Origin of the sequence: Pseudomonas sp. Bout1, assembly GCF_034314165.1 — a bacterium.
In the GTDB taxonomy this organism is placed as follows: domain Bacteria; phylum Pseudomonadota; class Gammaproteobacteria; order Pseudomonadales; family Pseudomonadaceae; genus Aquipseudomonas.
Genome location: NZ_JAVIWK010000001.1, coordinates 7,001,427 through 7,023,113 on the forward strand (window position 1 = coordinate 7,001,427; position 21,687 = coordinate 7,023,113).

Annotated in this window: 19 protein-coding genes and 1 pseudogene; 8 read left to right on the top strand and 12 right to left on the bottom strand. The window is 53.5% G+C overall.

Annotation, left to right across the window (positions count from 1 at the left end):
* The first annotated feature begins 23 nt into the window (after positions 1-23).
* On the top strand, positions 24-2,381 hold the full coding sequence (locus tag RGV33_RS32485) for a heavy metal translocating P-type ATPase (RefSeq protein ID WP_024014913.1): 2,358 nt from the start codon (positions 24-26) through the stop codon (positions 2,379-2,381).
* 20 nt (positions 2,382-2,401) lie between these two features.
* Here RGV33_RS32485 and RGV33_RS32490 read toward each other — a convergent pair whose 3' ends face one another.
* The 4 genes from RGV33_RS32490 to RGV33_RS32505 are packed head-to-tail and all read right to left on the bottom strand — an operon-like array spanning position 2,402 to position 4,262.
* Positions 2,402-2,602 carry a DUF1289 domain-containing protein gene (locus RGV33_RS32490; RefSeq protein ID WP_019816980.1) on the bottom strand — a complete coding sequence of 67 codons (201 nt, stop codon included), beginning with the start codon at positions 2,600-2,602 and terminating at the stop codon, positions 2,402-2,404.
* Positions 2,603-2,604: 2 nt separating this feature from the next.
* Positions 2,605-2,976, bottom strand: coding sequence for a hypothetical protein (locus RGV33_RS32495; RefSeq protein WP_045061253.1), 372 nt, complete (start codon positions 2,974-2,976; stop codon positions 2,605-2,607).
* A 39-nt stretch (positions 2,977-3,015) separates the two neighbouring features.
* Positions 3,016-3,966 carry a CDF family Co(II)/Ni(II) efflux transporter DmeF gene (gene dmeF, locus RGV33_RS32500; protein WP_322148531.1) on the bottom strand — a complete coding sequence of 317 codons (951 nt, stop codon included), beginning with the start codon at positions 3,964-3,966 and terminating at the stop codon, positions 3,016-3,018.
* Between the two features lie 20 nt (positions 3,967-3,986).
* A complete protein-coding gene (locus tag RGV33_RS32505) occupies positions 3,987-4,262 on the bottom strand; it encodes a metal/formaldehyde-sensitive transcriptional repressor (RefSeq protein WP_019816892.1) in 276 nt (91 codons plus the stop codon).
* A gap of 361 nt (positions 4,263-4,623) precedes the next feature.
* On the opposite strand from RGV33_RS32505, the gene RGV33_RS32510 reads away from it, so the two are divergent.
* A complete protein-coding gene (locus RGV33_RS32510; RefSeq protein WP_019816893.1) occupies positions 4,624-4,824 on the top strand; it encodes a heavy-metal-associated domain-containing protein in 201 nt (66 codons plus the stop codon).
* A 110-nt stretch (positions 4,825-4,934) separates the two neighbouring features.
* On the opposite strand, the gene flgB is transcribed toward RGV33_RS32510, so the two are convergent.
* Positions 4,935-5,348, bottom strand: coding sequence for a flagellar basal body rod protein FlgB (gene flgB, locus RGV33_RS32515; RefSeq protein WP_019816894.1), 414 nt, complete (start codon positions 5,346-5,348; stop codon positions 4,935-4,937).
* Positions 5,349-5,731: 383 nt separating this feature from the next.
* Here flgB and RGV33_RS32520 point away from each other — a divergent pair, with 383 nt between their 5' ends.
* The 6 genes and pseudogenes from RGV33_RS32520 (at position 5,732) to RGV33_RS32545 (ending at position 10,569) form a co-directional block, all read left to right on the top strand.
* Positions 5,732-5,938 (top strand): co-regulatory protein PtrA N-terminal domain-containing protein, encoded by a 207-nt coding sequence (locus RGV33_RS32520; RefSeq protein ID WP_019816895.1) that lies wholly within the window; start codon positions 5,732-5,734, stop codon positions 5,936-5,938.
* 177 nt (positions 5,939-6,115) lie between these two features.
* Positions 6,116-8,092: a copper resistance system multicopper oxidase gene (locus tag RGV33_RS32525; RefSeq protein ID WP_019816896.1), complete on the top strand. Its 1,977-nt coding sequence runs from the start codon at positions 6,116-6,118 to the stop codon at positions 8,090-8,092.
* A 12-nt stretch (positions 8,093-8,104) separates the two neighbouring features.
* Positions 8,105-8,353, top strand: coding sequence for a hypothetical protein (locus RGV33_RS32530; protein WP_131670796.1), 249 nt, complete (start codon positions 8,105-8,107; stop codon positions 8,351-8,353).
* On the top strand, positions 8,325-9,299 hold the full coding sequence (locus RGV33_RS32535) for a copper resistance protein B (protein WP_019816897.1): 975 nt from the start codon (positions 8,325-8,327) through the stop codon (positions 9,297-9,299). The genes RGV33_RS32530 and RGV33_RS32535 overlap by 29 nt, the downstream gene beginning before the upstream one ends.
* 9 nt (positions 9,300-9,308) lie before the next feature.
* Positions 9,309-10,112 (top strand): annotated as a pseudogene (locus RGV33_RS32540) (c-type cytochrome).
* The gene (locus RGV33_RS32545; protein WP_032872163.1) at positions 10,102-10,569 is read left to right on the top strand and encodes a DUF411 domain-containing protein; all 468 of its coding nucleotides are present in this window, start codon (positions 10,102-10,104) and stop codon (positions 10,567-10,569) included. Before RGV33_RS32540 ends, RGV33_RS32545 begins: the two are co-directional and overlap by 11 nt.
* A gap of 303 nt (positions 10,570-10,872) precedes the next feature.
* Here RGV33_RS32545 and RGV33_RS32550 read toward each other — a convergent pair whose 3' ends face one another.
* From RGV33_RS32550 to glmS, 7 genes are all read right to left on the bottom strand, one after another.
* Positions 10,873-11,205 (bottom strand): DUF2790 domain-containing protein, encoded by a 333-nt coding sequence (locus RGV33_RS32550; protein WP_032872197.1) that lies wholly within the window; start codon positions 11,203-11,205, stop codon positions 10,873-10,875.
* 187 nt (positions 11,206-11,392) lie between these two features.
* The gene (locus RGV33_RS32555; RefSeq protein WP_225568932.1) at positions 11,393-13,024 is read right to left on the bottom strand and encodes a TniQ family protein; all 1,632 of its coding nucleotides are present in this window, start codon (positions 13,022-13,024) and stop codon (positions 11,393-11,395) included.
* A 378-nt stretch (positions 13,025-13,402) separates the two neighbouring features.
* Positions 13,403-15,070 carry a TnsD family Tn7-like transposition protein gene (locus tag RGV33_RS32560; RefSeq protein WP_082060923.1) on the bottom strand — a complete coding sequence of 556 codons (1,668 nt, stop codon included), beginning with the start codon at positions 15,068-15,070 and terminating at the stop codon, positions 13,403-13,405.
* A 17-nt stretch (positions 15,071-15,087) separates the two neighbouring features.
* Positions 15,088-16,548 (bottom strand): ATP-binding protein, encoded by a 1,461-nt coding sequence (locus RGV33_RS32565; RefSeq protein WP_019816907.1) that lies wholly within the window; start codon positions 16,546-16,548, stop codon positions 15,088-15,090.
* Positions 16,545-18,713 (bottom strand): Mu transposase C-terminal domain-containing protein, encoded by a 2,169-nt coding sequence (locus RGV33_RS32570; RefSeq protein ID WP_045061251.1) that lies wholly within the window; start codon positions 18,711-18,713, stop codon positions 16,545-16,547. Before RGV33_RS32570 ends, RGV33_RS32565 begins: the two co-directional genes overlap by 4 nt.
* Positions 18,710-19,564: a TnsA endonuclease N-terminal domain-containing protein gene (locus RGV33_RS32575; RefSeq protein ID WP_045061250.1), complete on the bottom strand. Its 855-nt coding sequence runs from the start codon at positions 19,562-19,564 to the stop codon at positions 18,710-18,712. The genes RGV33_RS32570 and RGV33_RS32575 overlap by 4 nt, the downstream gene beginning before the upstream one ends.
* Before the next feature lie 283 nt (positions 19,565-19,847).
* Complete coding sequence (gene glmS, locus RGV33_RS32580) at positions 19,848-21,680, bottom strand: glutamine--fructose-6-phosphate transaminase (isomerizing) (RefSeq protein ID WP_322148534.1); 1,833 nt, start codon at positions 21,678-21,680, stop codon at positions 19,848-19,850.
* Positions 21,681-21,687 lie beyond the last annotated feature (7 nt).

A 21,687-nucleotide genomic window follows, 5' to 3' on the forward strand; every position in this document is an offset into this window, starting at 1 on the left:
AGCACCTTACAAGGGGAATAGACATGCCTACCACCTCTGGCCATCACGACCATAATCACACCCATGCTGCTTCCCGGGATGATGCTGATCTACATGACCCGGTGTGTGGAATGGCAGTCACTTCGTCGAGTAAATTTGCTGAGACTTACCAAGGACAGACGTATCGGTTCTGTAGCCTGAAATGTCAGGAGAAGTTTCGAGCGGACCCTGAGCGCTACAGTGGCCACGTGGTGCGCAACGAGTCAGGCAGCACAACGCCGGAGTCTGCGGTACAAACGGGCACTGAATTTACGTGCCCGATGCATCCTGAAATACGGCAGACCGGCCCCGGTAACTGTCCTAAATGTGGCATGGCACTAGAGCCTGTCATGCCGGCGCTTGATGAAGAAGAAAATCCTGAACTCCGGGATTTCAATCGCCGCTTCTGGTGGTCGCTGCCCTTAACCGTGGTCGTAACCGTGCTCGCGATGGCGGGTCACTCGTTACAACTTCTTCATGGTTCGGCTCAAAACTGGATCGAGTTCGCTCTGGCGACACCCGTGACCTTATGGGCAGGATGGCCTTTTTTTGTAAGGGGACTGGCCTCGGTTAAAAATCGCAGTCCCAACATGTGGACTCTGATTGGGTTGGGCACCGCCGCAGCTTATCTGTACAGCGTCATAGCAACGCTCTTCCCCCAAAGTTTTCCCTCCAATTTCATGCAAGATGGACGTATCGGCGTTTACTTCGAAGCGGCAGCGGTCATCATCTCGCTCACGTTGCTTGGCCAGATCCTTGAGCTCAAAGCCCGATCACAAACTTCCGCCGCCATTAAGTCTCTTCTCGGCCTTTCGCCCAAAACTGCACGCCGGATCAATGCCGATGGCCAGGAGGAAGACATTCCTCTCACACATGTGCACCTGGGAGACCACTTACGGGTCAGACCGGGTGAAAAGGTGCCAGTTGATGGTTCGGTACTTGAGGGTGAAAGTGCGGTGGATGAGTCGATGCTCACTGGCGAGCCAGTCCCGGTAATGAAGAAAGCTGGAGATAGCCTGATCGGCGCCACGCTGAATACGCATGGGAGCCTGGTGATGGAGGCCCAGAAGGTCGGTGCCGAAACCATGCTGTCCCAGATCGTACAGATGGTCGCGAGAGCTCAGCGTTCCAAGGCGCCGATGCAACGAATGGCCGACTCGATTGCCGGCTACTTCGTGATGGGTGTTATCGCGATTGCGATAATGACATTTATCGGTTGGGGGCTTTTCGGCCCTGAGCCCAGTTGGGTGTTTGGTCTAATCAACGCTGTCGCCGTGCTGATCATCGCTTGTCCCTGTGCGTTGGGACTTGCTACGCCTATGTCGATCATGGTGTCGACAGGTAAAGCAGCCAGCATGGGTGTTTTGTTCAGAGATGCCAGTGCAATTGAAAGCCTTTGCAGAATCGACACGCTGATTGTCGACAAGACAGGCACCCTGACAGAGGGACGGCCCGTGTTTCACAGCGTGGAGGCCACTCCCACCTTCAATCCCGACGACGTCCTTCACCTGGCTGCCAGCCTTGATCAGGGCAGTGAGCATCCTTTAGCACATGCGATCGTCGATCACGCCCGAGCCGAGAACATAAAGCTCACCAAGCCCGAATCCTTTGAGTCGGATTCGGGTATCGGCGTCAGTGGCGTTGTCGATGGCAAGAAGCTCCAGCTGGGGAACACAGCGTTGATGGAAGCCGCAGGCGTGAGCACCAACTCCCTACAAGAGCGCGCTGAGGTGTTGCGACTTGACGGCATCAGTATTATCTACCTCGCCGTCGACGGCGCATTGGCAGGTTTGTTGGCCGTATCAGATCCGATCAAGCCAACCTCAAAAGAGGCCGTCACCAAGCTTAAGGCTCACAACGTGAAAATCATCATGGCTACTGGGGACGGGCTTACTACCGCTCGGGCTGTCGCCAGGGAGATGGGGATTGAAGAGGTCCACGGTGAAGTCAAACCCCAAGACAAGGAACGTCTGGTGGCAGACCTACAGCAACACGGGCGAAAAGTGGCCATGGCAGGTGACGGTATCAACGATGCTCCGGCCCTGGCGCGAGCAGATGTGGGGATAGCCATGGGAACGGGGACTGACGTGGCGATGAATAGCGCGCAACTCACGCTGGTCAAAGGTGACCTGATGGGGATCTTACGAGCACGAGCTCTTTCGGTCGCCACAGTTAAAAACATGCGCCAGAATTTGGGCTTTGCTTTTCTCTACAACTCAATGGGTATACCTCTTGCCGCTGGTTTGCTCTATCCATTGACGGGGCACCTCCTGTCGCCAATGATCGCTGCCATAGCCATGAGCGTCAGTTCCGCGTCGGTAGTTTTCAATGCATTGAGGCTGAGGAATACCCGAGTTGACTGACCTTCAAAATTGCAGCGGTTTTAACTCGGGGGGAATGGCGATCCATGTGCTTTCTTCAATCCCTTTAAGCGCGCATTCGCCCTTTGCACAGCGGCCATTTTTTCGGGCCGCTTCATGCGCTTCCACTTTCTGATGTCTTCCTTATTCCGCCCGCAGCTCACACACAGATCACCACTGAGTTGGCAAACCGAGATACAAGGATTCTCGATTTCTTTTGCCATGGTCAGTCCCCCTTAGCTTTATGTAGTTGAGCCACGCGACGTTTCCAGTCGCCTATGTGCGTGCGTTGGCACTCTTGCTCCGAGTCAAAGCGGACATTGCGGTCTGAAACAGGCAGGTCAAGATTGGCCTCTTTCAAGGCGATCGCCGTCAACTCAAAGATGCGGGCCTTCGCGTCAATCTCGGCCCGCTTCCTGTCAGCCAGGGTTTCGAACACCCAGATGACCTTCAGGGTTTCAGCCAACGCACTTAGGTCAGCGGTGTGAGTGAGCCAAATAAACCCCTTTATCTCGTCCTTTGCTGTTTCGCACGCGTCGGTGAGCGTGACGATCAACTGGCGCTCGATCCGAGCCAGTTCACGTTTACCGGGCGGCATCGGTGTGTCCTATAGAGGTTGTGCTGGACAGGCGCTGAGTCATGTCTGCCGGAACTCGACGGTCAGGTGGCTGACTTCGTGAACTGTTTTGAGACGCTCACGAATGCTCTCGGCGTTCACAGTGGCTTCACCTAGAACGCTGACGATCGCCGCGCACGCTTGAGGTCCCACCCTCCAAACGTGCAAGTCTGTAATGGTAGCGCCACCAGGTTTCTCAACGAGTTCGCGGATTTCCTCGGCAACGTGCGCGTCGGTCTGATCGAGCAACACGCCCGCAGTTACCCCCATCAAGGTCCAGGCCCAACGCGCGATAACGATAGCGCCGACGATACCCATGACCGGGTCGAGCCACACCCAACCCAGATATCGACCGGCAAGCAAGGCAGCGATGGCCAGAATCGACGTCAGCGCGTCTGCAACGACGTGGACATAGGCGGACCTCAAGTTGTTGTCGTTTCCGTTGTGGGCATGAGGGTGATCGTGGTCGTGCCCATGTCCATGTCCATGCCCATGCCCATGCCCATGCCCATGCCCATGCCCATGACCCAGCAGCAGGGCACTGACAATGTTGACGAGCAAACCGACAACGGCGATGAGGGTCGCGGTGCCAAACTGAACCGGTGTTGGCTGCAACAAACGCATGAACGATTCAACGCCAATGCCCAACGAAATCATGCCAAGAATCAGCGCCGAGGCGAACCCGCCCAAGTCTCCAACCTTTCCTGTACCGAAACTGTAGCGCTGGCTGGTAGCGTGGCGTTTTGCGTATCCGTAAGCGGCCGCCGCGATGCCCAATGCGCCGGCATGGGTTGCCATGTGGAAGCCATCGGCCAGTAACGCCATCGAACCCGTGATATAGCCGGCGGTGATCTCCCCGATCATCATTACCACCGTGAGTGCTACAACCCAAAGCGTACGCTTGGCATTCTCATCGTGCGCTGAGCCTAGAAACACGTGGTCGTGTGTGTAATCGATGTCGGTCCTGCTCATACGTGTTTACCTGGATGCATTCACTTGGAGTACCGGCGGATAGCTTCAAGAAGCTCTTCGACGCCCTTGTTACGCTCTTCTTCGCTGAGCGCGGGGTTCGCGACATGTGCTCGTGCGTGATCCTCGATGATCTCCTCCATCAGCCCGTTGATGGCACCCCGAGTGGCCGCAACAAGATGTAGTGTCTTGGCGCAGTCGAAGTCCGATTCCAATGCTCGTTCAACAGCTTGAATTTGCCCGGCAATACGTTTTACACGTTTAAGAAGATCGTCTTTGTGTGATGCGATATGACCCACGCTATACCCCCCCTACCTATATAGGGTCGCATGATAGGCCTCCCCCCTATACCTATGCAAGGTTCGCGGGAGGACAGATCAAAGCCGTTGGCGAAACGAGAGGCATACAAAATCGTTGGATCAAGCGAGAGAGCCGCAATGTTGCCGTTAGCCGACCTTTACCGACGAGAACAATAGGGCGCACTCCTGGAAACCGTTCAAATGGTAGCGAGCTAATTAGCAGCCGAGTGGTCAAGTCCCGTAAAACTTCTCGAAATCTGCGCTCACGGCTTTGATTAGATAATCGTTGACCTTGCCATGGTGTCAACGTCGATGCTGTCGCTGCGGGGAAAAGACACCGCTCAGCACGAGGGTAATTCACATGGTCGTCTTAGATGTATCAGGCATTGGTTGCGGCAGCTGCGTCGGCAAAATCACCAGAGCGATCCAGGCACTGGACGACAACGCTACGGTCTCCGTCGATCGATCAACCGGTAAGGTGAGTGTTGAAAGTAGCGAAAACGCTGAACAGCTCCGTAAAGCTGTGGAGGCTGTTGGTTTTCCTTCCAAGATCAGCCATTGAATGGAGACGCCTGCTCCTGAGTAGAGCGTCGTCTGATGGTGAATACCTTTGAATCCGAAAGTACCTGAGCCGCTGTATCGGCCAAAGTTGGCTCGCATGCGCCTATGCTGCTAGTCACCGCGCAGAGCTTTGAGCAAACCCTTGAATGCTCCATTTAGCCGAGTAAAAGCGGCATCGAAACGTATCGCGTTTTCCGTGTATTTCGCGACCTCGACCTGCTGATCGACAGTATTTTGGTCCAAGGCAGGCTGAGCCGGCGTGCTGTAAAGCAAGTCGCGCCCGTATATAGCCACCGCCGATTCTTTCTTAAGAAAATGCTTTGCGTTTGTTGTTTTCAAAGAAAACGCAGTGGTAGCAGGTTCTTTGGTTTGGCTGGCGAGCACAGTAGAAAAATCCAAGTCTTGGGCTTTGAAGTTCGGAGTGTCAGCGTTCGCGATATTGTTACTTAAGATCTCAGCTCTTTGGCCACGATAAACTAACGCTCTTTCTGCGGAGCCTAATGCTTTCTCAAAATTAATACTCACAATTAATCACCCTCGGTGGCATTACTATCTTCTTTGATCATTGAACACCCAGCTGTTGCAGCAGAGCATTCAAGTCTCCTATTAATTTTAATGCAGAGACCTAGAACATCGCCTCCGTGAGAATTAATGGAACCCAAAGCAATGATTACACTTCAATCTTATATTCAATAAAAGTCGCGCAATGCGAAAAGATGGAGACCATACGTATTAAATAGCGTGTACTTCAAGAAAAATATTCCAAACTGACACAACTGTAATATTGGCCTAAGCTTCCTGACAGGGGGTGTCTCTTATAGTCCAACTGAGTCTTTTGCTCACCCCCAAAGAGTCCAATCCATGATGTGATTCAGAGGGGATATTTTCACACATCTGAGGTAGCCCATATGAACACCATCAAAACCTTGTTCGTCGTCGCAGCGCTGACTGTTTCCACTCTGGCCATGGCTGAAGGCGGTGGTGACCGGACTTTCGCACGTATGGAAGTGGCCAGGACGAATTCGATGGAATCGTACCAGGTAGCTCAAACGCAGAGCGCTCAACCGCCTGTCGCTGAAAGCAAAGCCAAAGCGATGGACCATAAAAACTGCTGAACGATCAGGCACGCGGCCAAGCTGACAGAAATGTAATCACGAAGGTGGTTTAGATGTGGCAATTTCTGAGCTCGCTTGCAATGAAAAATTCGTCTTTTTTTCGGTACGCGAAGCTCATCTTGCCAACTCACGGGTTGATTTGAACGGCTCCCTTTTGACTGATTGGAAATAAACGGCATGCATTCCAAAACCTCTAGACGGACATTCGTTAAAGGCCTGGCCGCCGGCGGCATCCTTGGTGGCCTTGGTCTGTGGCGCACTCCTGTATGGGCAGTGACCAGTCCCGGCCTGCCGAGCGTCCTCACCGGCAACGAATTTGATCTGTTTATTGGTGAAACGCCGGTAAACATCACTGGCTCGCCGCGCACAGCCATGACCATCAATGGCTCGTTGCCGGGGCCTTTGCTGCGTTGGCGCGAAGGGGAGACGGTCACTCTGCGCGTGAAGAACCGTCTGGATCAAGACACCTCCATCCACTGGCACGGCATTATTTTGCCTGCCAACATGGATGGCGTACCGGGTTTGAGCTTCCACGGCATCGCGCCCGACGGCATGTACGAATACAAGTTCAAGGTGCATCAAAACGGCACGTACTGGTACCACAGCCATTCTGGGTTGCAAGAGCAGGCAGGTGTTTACGGGCCAATAGTCATCGATTCGAAAGAGCCTGAGCCGTTTCAATACAATCGCGACTATGTGGTGATGCTGACTGACTGGACCGATGAGGATCCTGGGCGCGTCATGGCCAAACTCAAGAAACAATCGGACTACTACAACCACCACAAACGTACCGTGGGCGACTTCATCGACGACGTCAGCAAGCAAGGTTGGTCTGCTGCCGTCGCCGACCGGAAAATGTGGGCCGAAATGAAAATGAACCCAACTGATCTGGCAGACGTCAGCGAGGATACTTACACCTACCTCATGAATGGCCAAGCGCCGAACGGCAACTGGACCGGTATTTTTAAGCCTGGCGAGAAGCTACGCCTGCGCTTTATCAATGGCTCAGCGATGAGCTATTTCGATGTTCGCATTCCTGGTTTGAAAATGACCGTGGTGGCGGCCGACGGCCAATATGTCCAACCAGTCAGTGTCGATGAATTCCGAATCGCCGTGGCAGAAACCTATGATGTGATTGTTGAGCCTGCCACCGAGGAGGCTTACACAATCTTTGCCCAGTCCATGGATAGAACCGGCTATGCGCGGGGGACCTTGGCAGTTCGTGAAGGACTGAAAGCACCGGTACCGGCGATCGATCCGCGTCCGCTGTTGACCATGGATGACATGGGCATGGGCGGTATGGCTGGCATGGACCATGGCAGCATGGCTGGCATGGGCGGCGGCGATATGAAACAGGGTGACATGTCAGGTATGGCTGGCATGGATCACAGCAAGATGCAGGGAATGGACCAAGGTGACATGACCGGGATGACCGGCATGGGCAGTGGTGACATGACCAACATGGCCGGCATGGACCATAGCAAGATGGCAGGTATGGACAAAGGTGACATGTCCAACATGGCCGGCATGGACCACAGCAAGATGGCGGGGATGGACAAAGGCGACATGTCCGACATGGCCGGCATGGACCACAGCCAGATGGCAGGGATGGGCGGTATGGGAGGCGAGATGCAATCTCACCCAGCGTCCGAAACCAACAACCCGTTGGTTGACATGCAGGCCATGAACCCAACGCCAAAACTGAACGATCCAGGTATCGGTTTGCGGAACAACGGTCGACGGGTGCTCACTTACTCAGATCTGAAGAGCACTTTCCAGGACCCTGATGGCCGAGAGCCCAATCGCACCATTGAGCTGCATCTGACCGGTCACATGGAAAAGTTTTCCTGGTCCTTCAACGGCATCAAATTTTCTGATGCTGAGCCCCTTCGTCTCAAGTACGGGGAGCGTCTTCGCATCACCTTGGTAAACGACACCATGATGACGCACCCCATCCACCTTCATGGAATGTGGAGCGACCTTGAAGATGAAAACGGCAAGTTCATGGTACGTAAGCACACAATCGACATGCCACCGGGTACCAAGCGCAGCTATCGAGTAACCGCCGATGCTTTAGGTCGCTGGGCCTATCACTGCCACCTGCTTTTCCATATGGAAATGGGCATGTTCCGTGAAGTACGGGTTGATGAGTAAAGGAGACGATCTGTGAGCACACACCTAAATCGTAAATCGCTGATCGGTTGCCTCTTTGCTTTTGGCCTGATGGGTGGATTCTCCTGCGTAGCATTGGCAGTCGAAGAACGTGGTGATCCTTCACCTGCTACTTCTGCGGATGCGCCGAACAAGACTGCGACCACGTCAAACGAGGCAACGCCGAATCACGCGACGATACCTCATACCAAGATGCGCCATGAGTCGATGGATCATGACCATGAAAACAAGAAGGCGGATTGAGATCATGACCAAGAATTTTTTACGCCCAACGTTGATGGTATTGGCAGTTTCTACGAGTCCTGTCTTCTTTGCCGTGGCTCACGCCGCTGAAGAGATGGATCACTCGAAGATGAACCATGGCTCCATGGGAGCGATGGACCATAGCAACATGGGGGCTATGGACCACAGCAAGATGAAAATGGACGACGGTCAAATGACCGGCATGGAAAGTATGGATGAAGGGACGACGACAACCAGTCGAACCCCTGTCCCCGTACTTACCGATGCTGACCGTGCAGCCGCCTTTCCAGATGTCGCTGGTCATGGTGTCCACGACAAAACAATCAACTCTTTCATGCTGCTGGATAAGTTTGAATACCAGGATGCTGACAACGGTAGTGCGTTGGCTTGGGATGCGAAAGGATGGATCGGCGGTGACATTGATCGACTGTGGTTGCGCTCGGAAGGCGAACGTACCAATGGCGTGACGGAAAGTGCTGAATTATCCGCGCTCTGGGGGCACTCCATCGGACCGTGGTGGGACGTCGTCACCGGTGTACGACAGGATTTCAAACCAGGGTCTCCTCAAACCTGGGCCGCACTCGGCATTCAGGGCATGGCCCTCTACAACTTCGAGGCCGAAGCGACTGCCTACATCGGTGAGAACGGTCAATCGGCTGCTCGACTGGAAGGCGATTACGACATTCTGCTGACGAATCGATTGATCTTGCAGCCGACGGCCGAGGTCAATTTTTATGGGAAGAATGACCCTCAGCGCGGCATCGGGTCCGGATTAGCCAACACCGAAGTGGGGCTCCGATTGCGTTATGAGATTGTCCGCCAATTTGCCCCTTATATCGGGGTGAGTTGGAGCCGTTCCTATGGCAATACGGCAGACTTTGCACGTGAGGAAGGTGAAGATGCCAGCGAGGCACGCTTTGTCGCCGGTATCCGGATGTGGTTCTGAGAACCGGGCATGAAGATTACACTGAAGGCACTGATAGCTGCTGGTCTGGCCACCGTAGCAGCGGCTGCCGGCGTGGTATATTTCGGCGTGATCAATGTCGGGGCGGATGATCCCCACTCTGCCCCTGTCTACGCGCTACTTTCTATTGCTCGGGATCGCTCGATCGAAGTGCGCTCGCGCGACATTCAGGTCCCCGACCTGAGCCAAGAAGCCCTCATCCGTGAAGGTGCTGGCAACTACAACTCGATGTGTGTCGGTTGCCATTTGGCTCCGGGCCTTACAGGCACCGAACTGAGTAACAGCCTTTACCCCGCACCTCCGAACCTTTCAAAACTGGGCGTCGATGGGCACCCAGCCGCAGCTTTTTGGATCATCAAGCACGGCATCAAATCCACCGGCATGCCCGCGTGGGGCAAAAGCATGGCCGATCCGTACATATAGGGGATGGTCGCATTTCTCCAGCAGCTTCCGTCACTTGATACAGAGCAATACAAAGCCCTGATCACGAGTAGCGGTGGCCATCAACACGGTGGTGGCGAAAGCGTGATGCACAACCATGAGGGTCAACATGGAACGACCCAGGGGCAAAGTGGCGCAGGTGCTGCCAACCAAAGGGCGGAAGTCCGCGCTAATGATGACGAGAAAAACACGGCACATGCCCATGGCCCCTCCGCAGCGCCGTCTGCAAAGGAGCCTGCGGACCACGCCGATCATAAGGGTAGGGAAGCTTCAGATGACGCGGCCCCGACTCCAACCGTACAGCCCAAATCACATACACATACTGATGGGAAGGAACATACCCATGCGAAATAATTCTCTTCGTCGCAGACGGGCACTTCGTCTCGCTGCTCTCGTGGCTCTGTTCATCAGTTCAGCCAGTCACGCAGCAGAGCCATTGACGATCGATGTACATCGCGACGCTAATTGCGGATGCTGCAAGAAATGGGTCCAGCACCTTGAAGCCAGCGGCTTTACCGTCGTTGATCACGTGGAAACCAACATGAGCGCGATCAAGCGCGGTCTCGGGATTTCTCCTGAGCTCTCGTCCTGTCACACAGCAACCATCAACGGAAAGTTTGTTGAAGGTCACGTGCCCGCCGAGCAAATCATTGCGATGAGCAAACGTGATGACCTGCTCGGGATTGCCGTTCCAGGCATGCCGGCCGGCTCCCCAGGAATGGAAGTGGACGGGAAACATGACGCGTATAACGTAATCGGCTTGTCAAAGGCAGGCACAGACCACGTCGTTGCTGAATACCCCGAAAACTGATCTTCTAATCTCACTCCTGCATGGTGAAGGTCATGGCCGTGCAGAGGACATAGCTCATTTCGAACGTAAAAAAGGCGCCACTAGGGCGCCTAAACCACCTCCCAAACCAAAGGAAAAACAAGGAGGCGGGATGTATCAGGTGGTCGAGCAATTGTTTACTGCACGTTAGAAACCCTTCGACTGACGGAATGATTTCATAAAATGGATAACTTCAGGCTTTCCTGAAAATTACTTCTACGTCAGCGAGCAGTAAGCTAGTTTCGGACAAAGGAGAATTATGCAGTTCTTAAATAATTTCATTGTCTAGCTTCCATGGGGGCAGTTGTCGGCCATGACCTTATATTCCACGGTGTTAAGCTTGCCCGTAGAGTCTTCATAGGTCATGCGCGAAGGGGCAACCCCACAGGTTTTATTGGCTTGCGTGACACTGACGACCTTGTGGATATCGAGGTTCATACCATATTCATAATGAACAACTTCAGGAGGAGTCTTGCCGTTCCTTGAGGCATATTGCTCCATTGCTTGTTGGTTCTCTTGCATCATTCGACCATACACGCGGTCACCGCCACCTTCAGCCATGGCTAATGAAGATAAGGTCAAAATCGAAGCGGCGCAAAACGCTTTCACTGCTGTCATTGCTTTCATGATTTTCTCCTAAAGCTCAATTTACTGAGTTAAAGAGTAACAAGTGAAAGCTTTCAGAAAGCTGCCGCGAAGGTTACTAATGTGAAAGGTGGACGCTACCCCGCATTTACGCTTTCAAGCCAGATGGGATTTTTGTTAACACCAAAGGTTGGCAGACGCTGACGGAACAAAGATGCCCTCAAAAGCTTATTTGAACCGGTGGTCCCTCCCAATTCCTCGATACGCCGGTAGACCTGAGCAGGGCCTCCGCGTCGACCCCGGTTCTTGCCAGGCTTTCCAGATCCCACTCGAAGAAACTGCAAAAAACCAGGAAAACCTTGCTTGATACCGCTGAGGTCAATCTTACCGTCGAGTAATTCACGGGGAGCTTCATCCTGATGAGTTCAGAGACAGTCCACACCAAAGTTCTTAGACGAAAATGCCATACTGACTCCTGATGAATCTTGATCTGTTGATAAGTAAGAGGGAACCTCTGCTTGCGTAGATCCAGCTCATGAGGTAACGAACCTGGGAGCAGCGATTGCAAATTCCGAATGTTCACTCTCTTCGGATCTTTCGTAACTTTATACAGCTCATCTACGCCCGCTTCGATAAGGGCTGCATAGGCGTCGTCTCTTGAGTCGACGGACTTTTCGACCTTAACTGTAGCTTTTTTAGGGGCATGGAGTTTTGCCATTAACCATGCGTTATCATTTTCTAGAATCCATTGCGTAGGTTTGTACGCCTTCTTCCAGAGGTACTCGATATTGGCATCGGTACGTAGCGCTAAAAGCAACTCGATTTTTTGGCGATATCTAGTTTTTTGACTAAGACGCGATTCTTCGACTTTGGGCGCTCGCGGAGAAACAGCGGCACTCAGCAGAATAGACTCATTCTTCAGAGCCTCTTCAAAGCCATCTGCACTGGAAAACAAATGAAGAGCAATGATCAAATGCCGCGCGAGCGGCATATTTAGCTGACCTTTATCTGATTTGAGCCGGATCCATTGCTCATGCTTTCCGGTGTTGTAGGCTGGATCAATCTGCGCCAAAAGCTCATCGCCGTAAGCGCTTTGGATGCTGTCGAATAGTTTTGCGATACCCGCATTTTTTCCGAAAATGAATCCGCGTTTCTTGCATTGGCGGACGTAGCACGAACTTAATACCGTACTGCCTATCGGAGGGATATTGCGTTGCAGGATATCGTGTGCGAACAGAGCGACTTTCTGTTCCATCTTTGACCCCTTGTGTATTGCTGCGCTGTTTAACGGGCTCCAGCCGCATGCGCATGGCTCAGTCAGATTGGGAAGCAGCTTCAATTTACGGTAGAACGGGCGAGAGCACTCGGGGCAGGCATGGATCAATGCGTCGCCATGACGCCAACAGACGGCAACACCGGGTATCTGGTGAGATCGATGCCAGTAGGCAGAACCCCGCTCAATCAAATCTTCCTGAACGCAGGTAGGACAAAGCTTAGCCTTGCCATGGGTGGACTCTTCTCTGCGGGGCACCCGTACCACCCCGTCATAACCCAGTGGCCCTACGTCGTTCTCTGGCCCCTGCTTAACCCCAAGAAACGGTCGGTAAGCAGGAAAAGTAGTATTGCTTCTGATCAACTCTGCGAGATTGCTCTCCGATTGCCCCGGCAGCCTGTGCGCGAGCCTCTCGATCTGCTTGGGTACGATGCCACCGATGCAAAAGGGTTTCGATGCGAACAAATCGCGATAGGTTTCCGTCGCGGTTCTGTTACCTGACAGATAGTGATATCGGGTGACACGAGAGTAAAGCATTTCATCCGGCATCGAAACGGGGAAAAATAATAGATCAGACATCATTTACCGATTAAAGGTAGGGCTCGAAGAGAATGTGCATCCGGGGGCAGTATATATGCAACCCCTAAAATTCTGCATCCGGTCTGGATTTGAAATGACAAGCCGCTCAACTTTGAATCGTAGTGAATTCATCTAAATCCTGCCGCGCCCGTATTCCTCGAATACAAAACACGTATCGATAAACCCGCGTAGGTCAGCCCATGCCGGTTGCAAAACTATTTCCGTTGATCGCGGGTTAGTACGTTTACATGCTGATCGTGATGATCCAGCGTATGCCGGACCTATTCTGGAGGGGAATTTTTTCATTAACAGAAAAATAATGGGTTTATGGTGAATTGATTTAGAACTTTTTAGATGGAGGGGGAATGCCCAGCTGGATTACAGCATGGGTCGAATGCTCGCGACCCTGTAGAGCGAAGAACGTGATACAGCCTTGCCCTCTGAGAGCAATTGGCGTCTAGCCCATCGCAGACGCCTATCGTGAAAGCCTTCGATTGGTTCACATACTTTTTCGAGCATTGCTGCACACAGAGGAAGCTTGCAAAGCTGCTTTTCGAAGCGAGAAAGAACATGAAGCTCCCGACCTATCCTGGTACGCGAAATGCGGACAGGCTTACCCGCAAGAGCATAAAGCGCGTCGGCACACTGACGGACTTCGCCGGCCAGTCTCGCATCGAGGGCAGCGAACATTTCGGTGCTATTTAGACGAGGCGTACGATGGGGGCTTGGGTTTGCAGTTGACTCCGAAAGCCACTGCTTATCGTGGCGATACAGCCACGCATACCCCCTGCATGCATGTGCTTTGTAAAATCGATAATCAGCCTCGAAAGCCGCGCGTCTTGCGCATAGCTCAGTGTGAAATCGTGCCTCCCTCCAAGCATCTTGCCCGCCGGGTACATTTCTGATGTGACGATAGACATACGCTGATGAAACGCCTAGAACGGCAGCGATCTTTTTGGCATCAGCTCCTTCAAGAGCATGTTGCCACACAGCGGCTGACGAACAGTCCAGGCCTTCACCAGGCATCACCGGAGAAAGGCGCGCGTGAAGCCGAATGTGAGCTTTCGGATCACATGCCACCGCCTCTTTCACTGGGCATTGACCATGAAGCAAGCTCACCATTTCAACGCCCAGAGCACCGGCCAATAAAATGTATTTGAGCGGATGGTGAGAGGTTATAGGCGTACGAAGCAGCTTCGTGACCCATGAGGCGGGTGTACCTGCACGAACATCTCCGAGTATAGAAAACTCCCATTCTCGCGGGAGTGCAGCAAAAAAATCGGCCATGTGCTGCGCCAGCATGTGCAGGTGCAAGCGATGGTTATCAGAAGCAAGGTTGAGCTGCGTTGCCCTGTGTAAAAGCGTGAAGCGCACCGCCTCCGCCGACAAAGCAGTGACGTCAGACTCGAGGACCTGAAGTGAGCGCAACGCTATTTCGTGAAGCGGTGGCATGCACCGCAACGGGGTGTCGAGAAGTACTGTGTGTGCTTGCACATTCTCATCATTGGGCAGATTGAGTTGTCGAGAGCTGCGGCTGGACCAGCGAGGATCAAGGATCCTGAGTGACGTACCGTGATGCGGACATACCAGCACGCCTGGAAGCATGTGGACCCTGTGCCAGTAAGCGACTCCCCGTTGAGCCTGATCTTGTGCGATACATTCTGGGCATAACCGCACTCGGGAGGCGAATCCAATACGGCTCGCGTTGACGCCCAGCTTCAACATCAAGCCTTTCCCATCAGCGGTCATCAGCGTCCGAGCGTGTTCGACCTGGCTCATCCTCAAAAACGGCGCATAGTAGGGTAATAATGTGTGGCGCATGAGGACCTCGGCTACCGATAGCTCAGTACCGCTGGGTAGCGCATCGACAAAATCCCCTAAATGACTCGGGAATGCCACATTTTGCGAAAAAGCTGCCGCCGATTTCAGTCCGGCAAATGCTGCTTGGCAATTACGAACACCGCAAAGACGGGCATAACGAGAAATCACGCTGTGCAGCGTCTCGTCGGGAAACGCGGCGGGGAAGAAATGGAGTTTAAGTTGCACTTCACCCCCCCTCCGACTCACGCTTTGTGATACATCGGTGAGAACTCAAACAGGTCCTCGTTGAGCCAGCCCGCAGCGCGCAGAGCGTCGAGGGGAGCGTCATGTTCGCTAAGCGCTTTAGCCTCTGAGTTTTCCACAGCAGTAGCAATCGGCGATGGGTGATCTTTCGCAAAAATGGTCGGAGATGGGTCTACCGGCTTCTCACGGGATACAACGCTTCGAAGCAAGGTGAGGCGATCCTCTCGTGCCAATCCATCGAAAACCATCATTTCGCTCAGCTGATCCTCAATCGGCAGCAAATCGTCAAACTGTCGCATCCGCTTCGGATCACGGCTACGCAGAGCTGAAAGGGCTGGCTTTAGAATCTGCATTTTTGAGTTGCTTACCTTCACCAGGATCTCGGCAGTCAAACACTCCGAGCCACTCTGGACCGCATAACGCTGACTCAATACCAGCAGCTTGACCAGGAAATCCGTGACGCCTTGAGTGTGCTCATACAGCGTGTCAAAAATCTCGTCGGTCAGCTCAGCCGTCTGTTTGCACCACTGATAGCTCCAGAGATTTTCGACCAACAACCGCCACTCCTCATCATCCTTTTCGAATCGTTTGAATTCGAGCGTACCAGCACCACAAACTCGGCGGGCAGTCCGCATGGCTTCTGAGAACAGGCTAATCGTCGAGTTCGTGCCACTGAAAACCACCGGGATACCGATGTTGTTTACCAAGTGCAGGAAAAAATTCAGCATGCTCTCCTTACCACCGGTTTTCGCCAGGTGGAGGTTTTGCAGCTCGTCGATCAACAAGGCGCCGATGAAAAACGTGCTGGCCACCTGCTCCATCTGTTGCAGCGCATCATTGATGTTTCGATGCCGGTAGCGCTTGTGGTAGTCCTTGTCTCCTAGAGCGTCTCCAACCGCATAAAAAAACTGCTGGCAAAATCCAGCCAGCGATCCATCCCGAGGGCAGTCAAGCTTCAGCCATGTGATTTGGGTATGAACAAACTGCTTTCCCTCATAGCGCTCATGACGGATTGTCTGTGGATAAAGGCTCAAGATGGCGTGGAGTGCCGTTGACTTGCCAATGCCGCTCAGGCCGACGACCGTAAACGTTTCTGCAGTGGACTTGAACGCATCGTGGTAACGCTGAGCTCCCGATAAAGAATGCAAATGCCGGACGGTAGCGGGCGACATCGGGTTACGCCCGACATACCCTCGACGGATGAGCAGTGAGAACAGGGCCTCCAGTTCCAGATGTAGCAAGAACGGCTGTACGACGGTTCTCAGCCTGTCGATACAGTGAATTCGAGTGGCTCCTTCGAGCGTCAGCTCTTTCGGATCCACCGGCTGAGGAAAGTTCGAAATCAGTTCAACAGCCGCCGCCTCCGACAATATCGGAGGCAAAGCTTCGATAAGCGGGTTACCCGCATACTCACTAATGTCCTGTCTGACGTAATTGGCAAACGTCTGTGCACCTTTCATTTTGCCTGTCCTGGCCGAATTCTTTTGAGCAAATCGATAACCTGAGCGGTGCGCTCACCGGCATATGAATCATGCGCTTTCTGTGTCGTTTCAGATTGAAGTGAAGCTGGCTCCACCCTGACGCCTTCAGGAACAACCGCATTTTCACGCTCGCGGAGACGTTCTTCTGCGCGGTTCTCGCGGATGTTTCCAGTGGCCTCTGCCTTAGTAGGCGGAGCAGGTTCCTGTTTTCGTTCTGCGAGCGCGTGACTGATGATCTGGTGGACCTGATCGCTAAGCTGCACACGGCTTTCCAGCTCAGCTCGACGGCGAGTAGGCGGTTTTTGGCGATAGGCTTCGAGCAGATCAAAAATCTCGTCCGAGCGATAATTCGCGTAACCGGCATCCGATCGTCGAAGATCACAACGGATAAACTGCTTGGCCTCTCCTTGAATCCAAATGTGTGCCGCAGAGTTCGGATCGAACCAACACTCTATTGACCAAACGCCCCCTTTGCGAGCCTTGGCAAACCAATCTTTCTCTATGGCCATATCACACACGTAGTGCATGCCGCGAAACATCACTCCGCCCTTTTGAACGGTCGCGCGCTCACGCGGTAAAAGGTGGAGATAAACCAGCTCGTCGGGACGTTTGTTGGATTCGATCAGGTCGTTGTCGCAGGCCCAATTCCATATACCGTTAGGCGTAGGTTCTACGCCGTCATTCATCATCGCTTGAGTCAGTCGGTCAGGCTGTCGATGGTGACGGTTATAGTGGAGCACGCAATTGATGAGGATTTGGGTGAACTCTTTGAGGTTCAGCGTGGCATCGAGCCGGTAATCTCGCTCGCCGCGCTCTTTGTCCCGCGCAGCTACCCCGCCAGGTAGCCACCTGATACCCGTCAAATCATTCAAAATGCCAAACCGACTTTCTACCATAGGCTTCCAATCAGGCCGATAAGGTGGGGCAGTGCCCATCTCAATTCCCAACCCTGAGGATAACCCCTCTGCTGCGAGTGACAGCATCTCTCCCCGGTCGGCGTAAATCTGGTGGGGCAGGTGGTGACAATTCCAATCATCTGCATTGATGTCAACGCCGTTCTGAGCGCAGAACTCGACTTTGGAGGTAAACGCGTTGAACAGCGCTTGTCTCGCCCCATTCCAACTAGGGCCCTCCAATCCTACATAGAGACCAGCAATTATTCCGGAGAAACTATCCACTACGATATAAACAACGGGCCGACCAATGAGCATCCGTCTAGAGTAGCTGTTGACCAAATAAATATCGGCAATCGTTGCGTCGATTTCGAACTGATGACAGGGTCCACGCAGCCAATCTCGAACGGTACCTGAAAGCGGACGGCAATCCTTTAACCACCTCCTCAACCCTTTACGGCCACGCTCGGTTTCAATCTCGTCGAAAAAAATCTGTCCCCAATATTGGAACTGCCTCAAGCTGGGGAGTTCTGAACCAGGCAACAAACGAAGCTCTTCTTCACTGTTTTTAGAGATGTCTCGAACAGAGTAGAATCGTCTCAACATTTCGTCATATGCGCTCGAAATAGATGATTTCTTATCTCTTACATAAAGAGCATATCCAACACGGATGCATCGTTTATCAACTGCACTGAGCATCTTGGAAGGCGAAGTAAGAACGCCTTGAAATTTAGGCTTTCGCCCTGGTGGCCTGCTCGGATCATATTTTCTATCGGCAACACCTACCGCCGTATAATTATTAAGCAATGAGTTGCGAACTTGACCATAAAACCAATATCGGTAAAGAAGCCGATAGATCGTTTTCCGCTGGATTCCGAGCTCTGACGCCCGTCTGCTAACAAGCCGGCCTAACTCACCTCGTACAAATATTTGTCCCGGGTATTCAGGATCTAATAGAGGGGCGATGACGGCCCACTTTTCGTCCCGGCCTTGCTTGGCTCTCTCATCCAACTGTTCCTCAAGCACAAGCATAAACTCGGGCGTGGTGATGGCTGCTGGTTTGGTGTGACCAGACGCTATCGAGCGACGCAGCTCATCCAGACCAACCGCGTACGGCTGCCGGGGTGGGTCAGCTAGATCCATCAAAACTGCTAAGTCATGCGTTTCATCCTGGTAAAGGAGCCTGGCTATCGTAGCAATGACCGACAGATCGGTTACAGGCTCGAAAACGTCATTAACGAGAACAGTCATGATAATTTCTCCTTCAACGATACTTGGACAGGGCCCGGTGAAACTTCGAAGCCAGGAACTAGACCAGTAAGGTGGAGAGGAGTGTTAACCAAATCGATTTTCAGTATCTTGTTCCAAACCAGATGAAAGAAAATTGCTTGAGCGTCTATATAGGAAATGGACAGAAGTGATGCTATTTTTCTTAGACAGGTGGCCAAGGTCCACGAATATTCCCGGCTGTTTACAAGGCACTCGATAAAACTCGAATGCAACGGCGCTTTCATTAAATCACGAGAGAGCTTCGAGTACCTCCTGATTAGTCCAAGATTTTTAATCAAATCTCGTGTAAAAAACTCGTCTGTTACGATTTTCCAATCAACACCTTGGCTTTCCCAAAAACGCTTTTCAATTTCAAGTTTTTCAAGCGTTCTTTTACTTCCATTGCCAATTAAATCGGAACGATACTTCACCGTCCTAGCTACCGATTTGAAGTTTCCGCTCGGGTCCTTAACAGTTAACAGGAAGTCTGTTGTCATCACATAAGGCAGTGTTGTTCTAGGGTATCTTGGATAGCGTACATCGATCGCCGACGCTATCGCTTGCGCACGCTCTGTGGGTAGTAAAGGGTATTGCTCCCGTATATCCACGACGTCTTCAGAAAATTCACACACAAGGAAGTACGAACGCTCGAGATCTGACAGGAGGTGATGAATCCTCTCGATCTTCACGCCTTGAATCTTGTGCGAACGACCTATCGACGGGACATCTTGTACCCGCAGCCAAGGCACGTAGCTTGCCCCGGCGCCTTCGCCAAATCCATTTGCAATGTGCCGTTCAATGTCCTGCTGTGATGCAAACTTACGACCTCGCAACCCACGCCTCCTCAGTCGATGCGGACCGCTTCACCTCGCGCCGAGAAAAAGTCGTAGAAGGACACGACCGGCAAAGCGGCCGTATACAAAACGTTTTCTAGACTACACCCGCTGAAAGTTGAAGCGATGATTCCAGACCAAAGGGAAAGCCTGGAAAGGAAAACCCCCGTAGATACGGGGGTTTGAGCCTTGTGTCAATCTATGTTCGCCAGTGTCAAACTTTATTGTTTTGTGTCAATCTTTATTGTTAAAAACCACAGGGTTTTGGTGGTACTGGTGAGGCTTACTCCACCGTCACCGACTTCGCCAGGTTACGCGGCTGGTCAACGTCGGTGCCCTTCAGCACGGCGACGTAGTACGACAGCAGTTGCAGCGGGATGGTGTAGAGGATCGGCGACAGGGTGTCGTGGATGTGCGGCATGTTAATGACGTGGGTGCCCTCGCCATTGGTCATGCCAGCCTTCTCATCCGCGAACACGATCAGTTGGCCGCCACGCGCGCGCACTTCCTGCAGGTTGGACTTGAGCTTCTCCAGCAGTTCGTTGTTCGGCGCTACGGTCACCACTGGCATGTCGTCATCCACCAGCGCCAACGGGCCGTGCTTGAGCTCACCGGCCGGGTAGGCTTCGGCGTGGATGTAGGAGATTTCCTTGAGCTTGAGCGATCCTTCCATCGCCACCGGGTATTGCGCGCCACGGCCGAGGAACAGGGTGTGGTGTTTGTCGGCAAACAGTTCGGCGACTTTTTCCACGGTGCTGTCCATAGCCAGTGCTTCACCCAGACGGGCCGGCAGGCGGCGCAGTTCTTCGACCAGGTGCGCCTCGACACCTTCGCCCAGCGTGCCGCGCACCTGGCCCAGGGACAGGGTCAGCAGCAGCAGGCCCACCAGCTGGGTAGTGAAGGCTTTGGTAGACGCCACGCCGATTTCGCGACCGGCCTGGGTCAGCAGGGTCAGGTCTGACTCGCGCACCAGGGAGCTGATGCCGACGTTGCAGATCGCCAGGCTGCCGAGGAAGCCCAGTTCCTTGGCATTGCGCAGGGCGGCCAGGGTGTCGGCGGTTTCGCCGGACTGGGAGATGGTCACAAACAGGGTATCAGGCTGCACCACCACCTTGCGGTAGCGGAACTCGCTGGCGACTTCGACCTGGCACGGGATGCCGGCCAGTTCTTCCAGCCAGTAACGGGCAACCATGCCGGCGTGGTAGCTGGTGCCGCAGGCGACGATTTGCACGTTGCGCACTTTGGCGAACAGCTCGGCGGCTTGCGGGCCGAAGGCTTGCACCAAGACCTGGTTCTGGCTCAGACGACCTTCCAGGGTGCGTTGCACCACGGCCGGTTGCTCGTGGATTTCCTTTAGCATGAAGTGGCGGTACTCGCCCTTGTCAGCGGCTTCGGCACCGTCGCGGTACTGCACGGCTTCACGTTCAACGGGCTGGCCGTTGACGTCCCAGATGGACACGCTTTCACGGCGGATTTCGGCAATATCGCCTTCTTCCAGGTACATGAAGCGGTCGGTGACCTGGCGCAGGGCCAGTTGGTCGGAGGCGAGGAAGTTCTCGCCCAGGCCCAGGCCGATCACCAGTGGGCTGCCACTGCGGGCGGCGACCAGGCGGTCGGGCTGGCTGGCGCTGATCACGGCCAGACCATAGGCGCCGTGCAGTTCCTTGACGGTCGCCTTGAGGGCGATGGTCAGGTCGCCGAGGTCCTTGAGCTTGTGGTTCAGCAGGTGGGCGATGACTTCGGTGTCGGTGTCCGAGGTGAAGACATACCCCAGGCCTTTGAGTTGCTCGCGCAGCACTTCGTGGTTTTCGATGATGCCATTGTGCACAACAGCCAGGTCACCGGAGAAATGCGGGTGAGCGTTGCGTTCACACGGTGCACCGTGAGTGGCCCAGCGGGTGTGGGCGATGCCCAGACGGCCCACCAGCGGCTCACCGGCCAGTGCTTGTTCCAGTTCGCTGACCTTGCCTGGGCGACGCATGCGCTCCAGCTTGCCAGCATTGGTAAAAATCGCCACACCGGCGCTGTCATAGCCGCGGTATTCCAGGCGTTTGAGGCCTTCGAGCAAAATGGCGGTGACGTTTCGTTCAGCGACTGCGCCAACAATTCCACACATGGTTTTT

What these genes read in the sequence shown, in the direction of transcription:
- RGV33_RS32485 (WP_024014913.1), top strand. Translation starts at nt 24, where the DNA reads ATGCCTACCACCTCTGGCCATCACGACCATAATCACACCCATGCTGCT.
- RGV33_RS32490 (WP_019816980.1), bottom strand. Translation starts at nt 2,602, where the DNA reads ATGGCAAAAGAAATCGAGAATCCTTGTATCTCGGTTTGCCAACTCAGT.
- RGV33_RS32495 (WP_045061253.1), bottom strand. Translation starts at nt 2,976, where the DNA reads ATGCCGCCCGGTAAACGTGAACTGGCTCGGATCGAGCGCCAGTTGATC.
- dmeF (WP_322148531.1), bottom strand. Translation starts at nt 3,966, where the DNA reads ATGAGCAGGACCGACATCGATTACACACACGACCACGTGTTTCTAGGC.
- RGV33_RS32510 (WP_019816893.1), top strand. Translation starts at nt 4,624, where the DNA reads ATGGTCGTCTTAGATGTATCAGGCATTGGTTGCGGCAGCTGCGTCGGC.
- RGV33_RS32520 (WP_019816895.1), top strand. Translation starts at nt 5,732, where the DNA reads ATGAACACCATCAAAACCTTGTTCGTCGTCGCAGCGCTGACTGTTTCC.
- RGV33_RS32525 (WP_019816896.1), top strand. Translation starts at nt 6,116, where the DNA reads ATGCATTCCAAAACCTCTAGACGGACATTCGTTAAAGGCCTGGCCGCC.
- RGV33_RS32535 (WP_019816897.1), top strand. Translation starts at nt 8,325, where the DNA reads ATGACCATGAAAACAAGAAGGCGGATTGAGATCATGACCAAGAATTTT.
- RGV33_RS32545 (WP_032872163.1), top strand. Translation starts at nt 10,102, where the DNA reads ATGCGAAATAATTCTCTTCGTCGCAGACGGGCACTTCGTCTCGCTGCT.
- RGV33_RS32550 (WP_032872197.1), bottom strand. Translation starts at nt 11,205, where the DNA reads ATGACAGCAGTGAAAGCGTTTTGCGCCGCTTCGATTTTGACCTTATCT.
- RGV33_RS32555 (WP_225568932.1), bottom strand. Translation starts at nt 13,024, where the DNA reads ATGTCTGATCTATTATTTTTCCCCGTTTCGATGCCGGATGAAATGCTT.
- RGV33_RS32565 (WP_019816907.1), bottom strand. Translation starts at nt 16,548, where the DNA reads ATGAAAGGTGCACAGACGTTTGCCAATTACGTCAGACAGGACATTAGT.
- RGV33_RS32570 (WP_045061251.1), bottom strand. Translation starts at nt 18,713, where the DNA reads ATGACTGTTCTCGTTAATGACGTTTTCGAGCCTGTAACCGATCTGTCG.
- glmS (WP_322148534.1), bottom strand. Translation starts at nt 21,680, where the DNA reads ATGTGTGGAATTGTTGGCGCAGTCGCTGAACGAAACGTCACCGCCATT.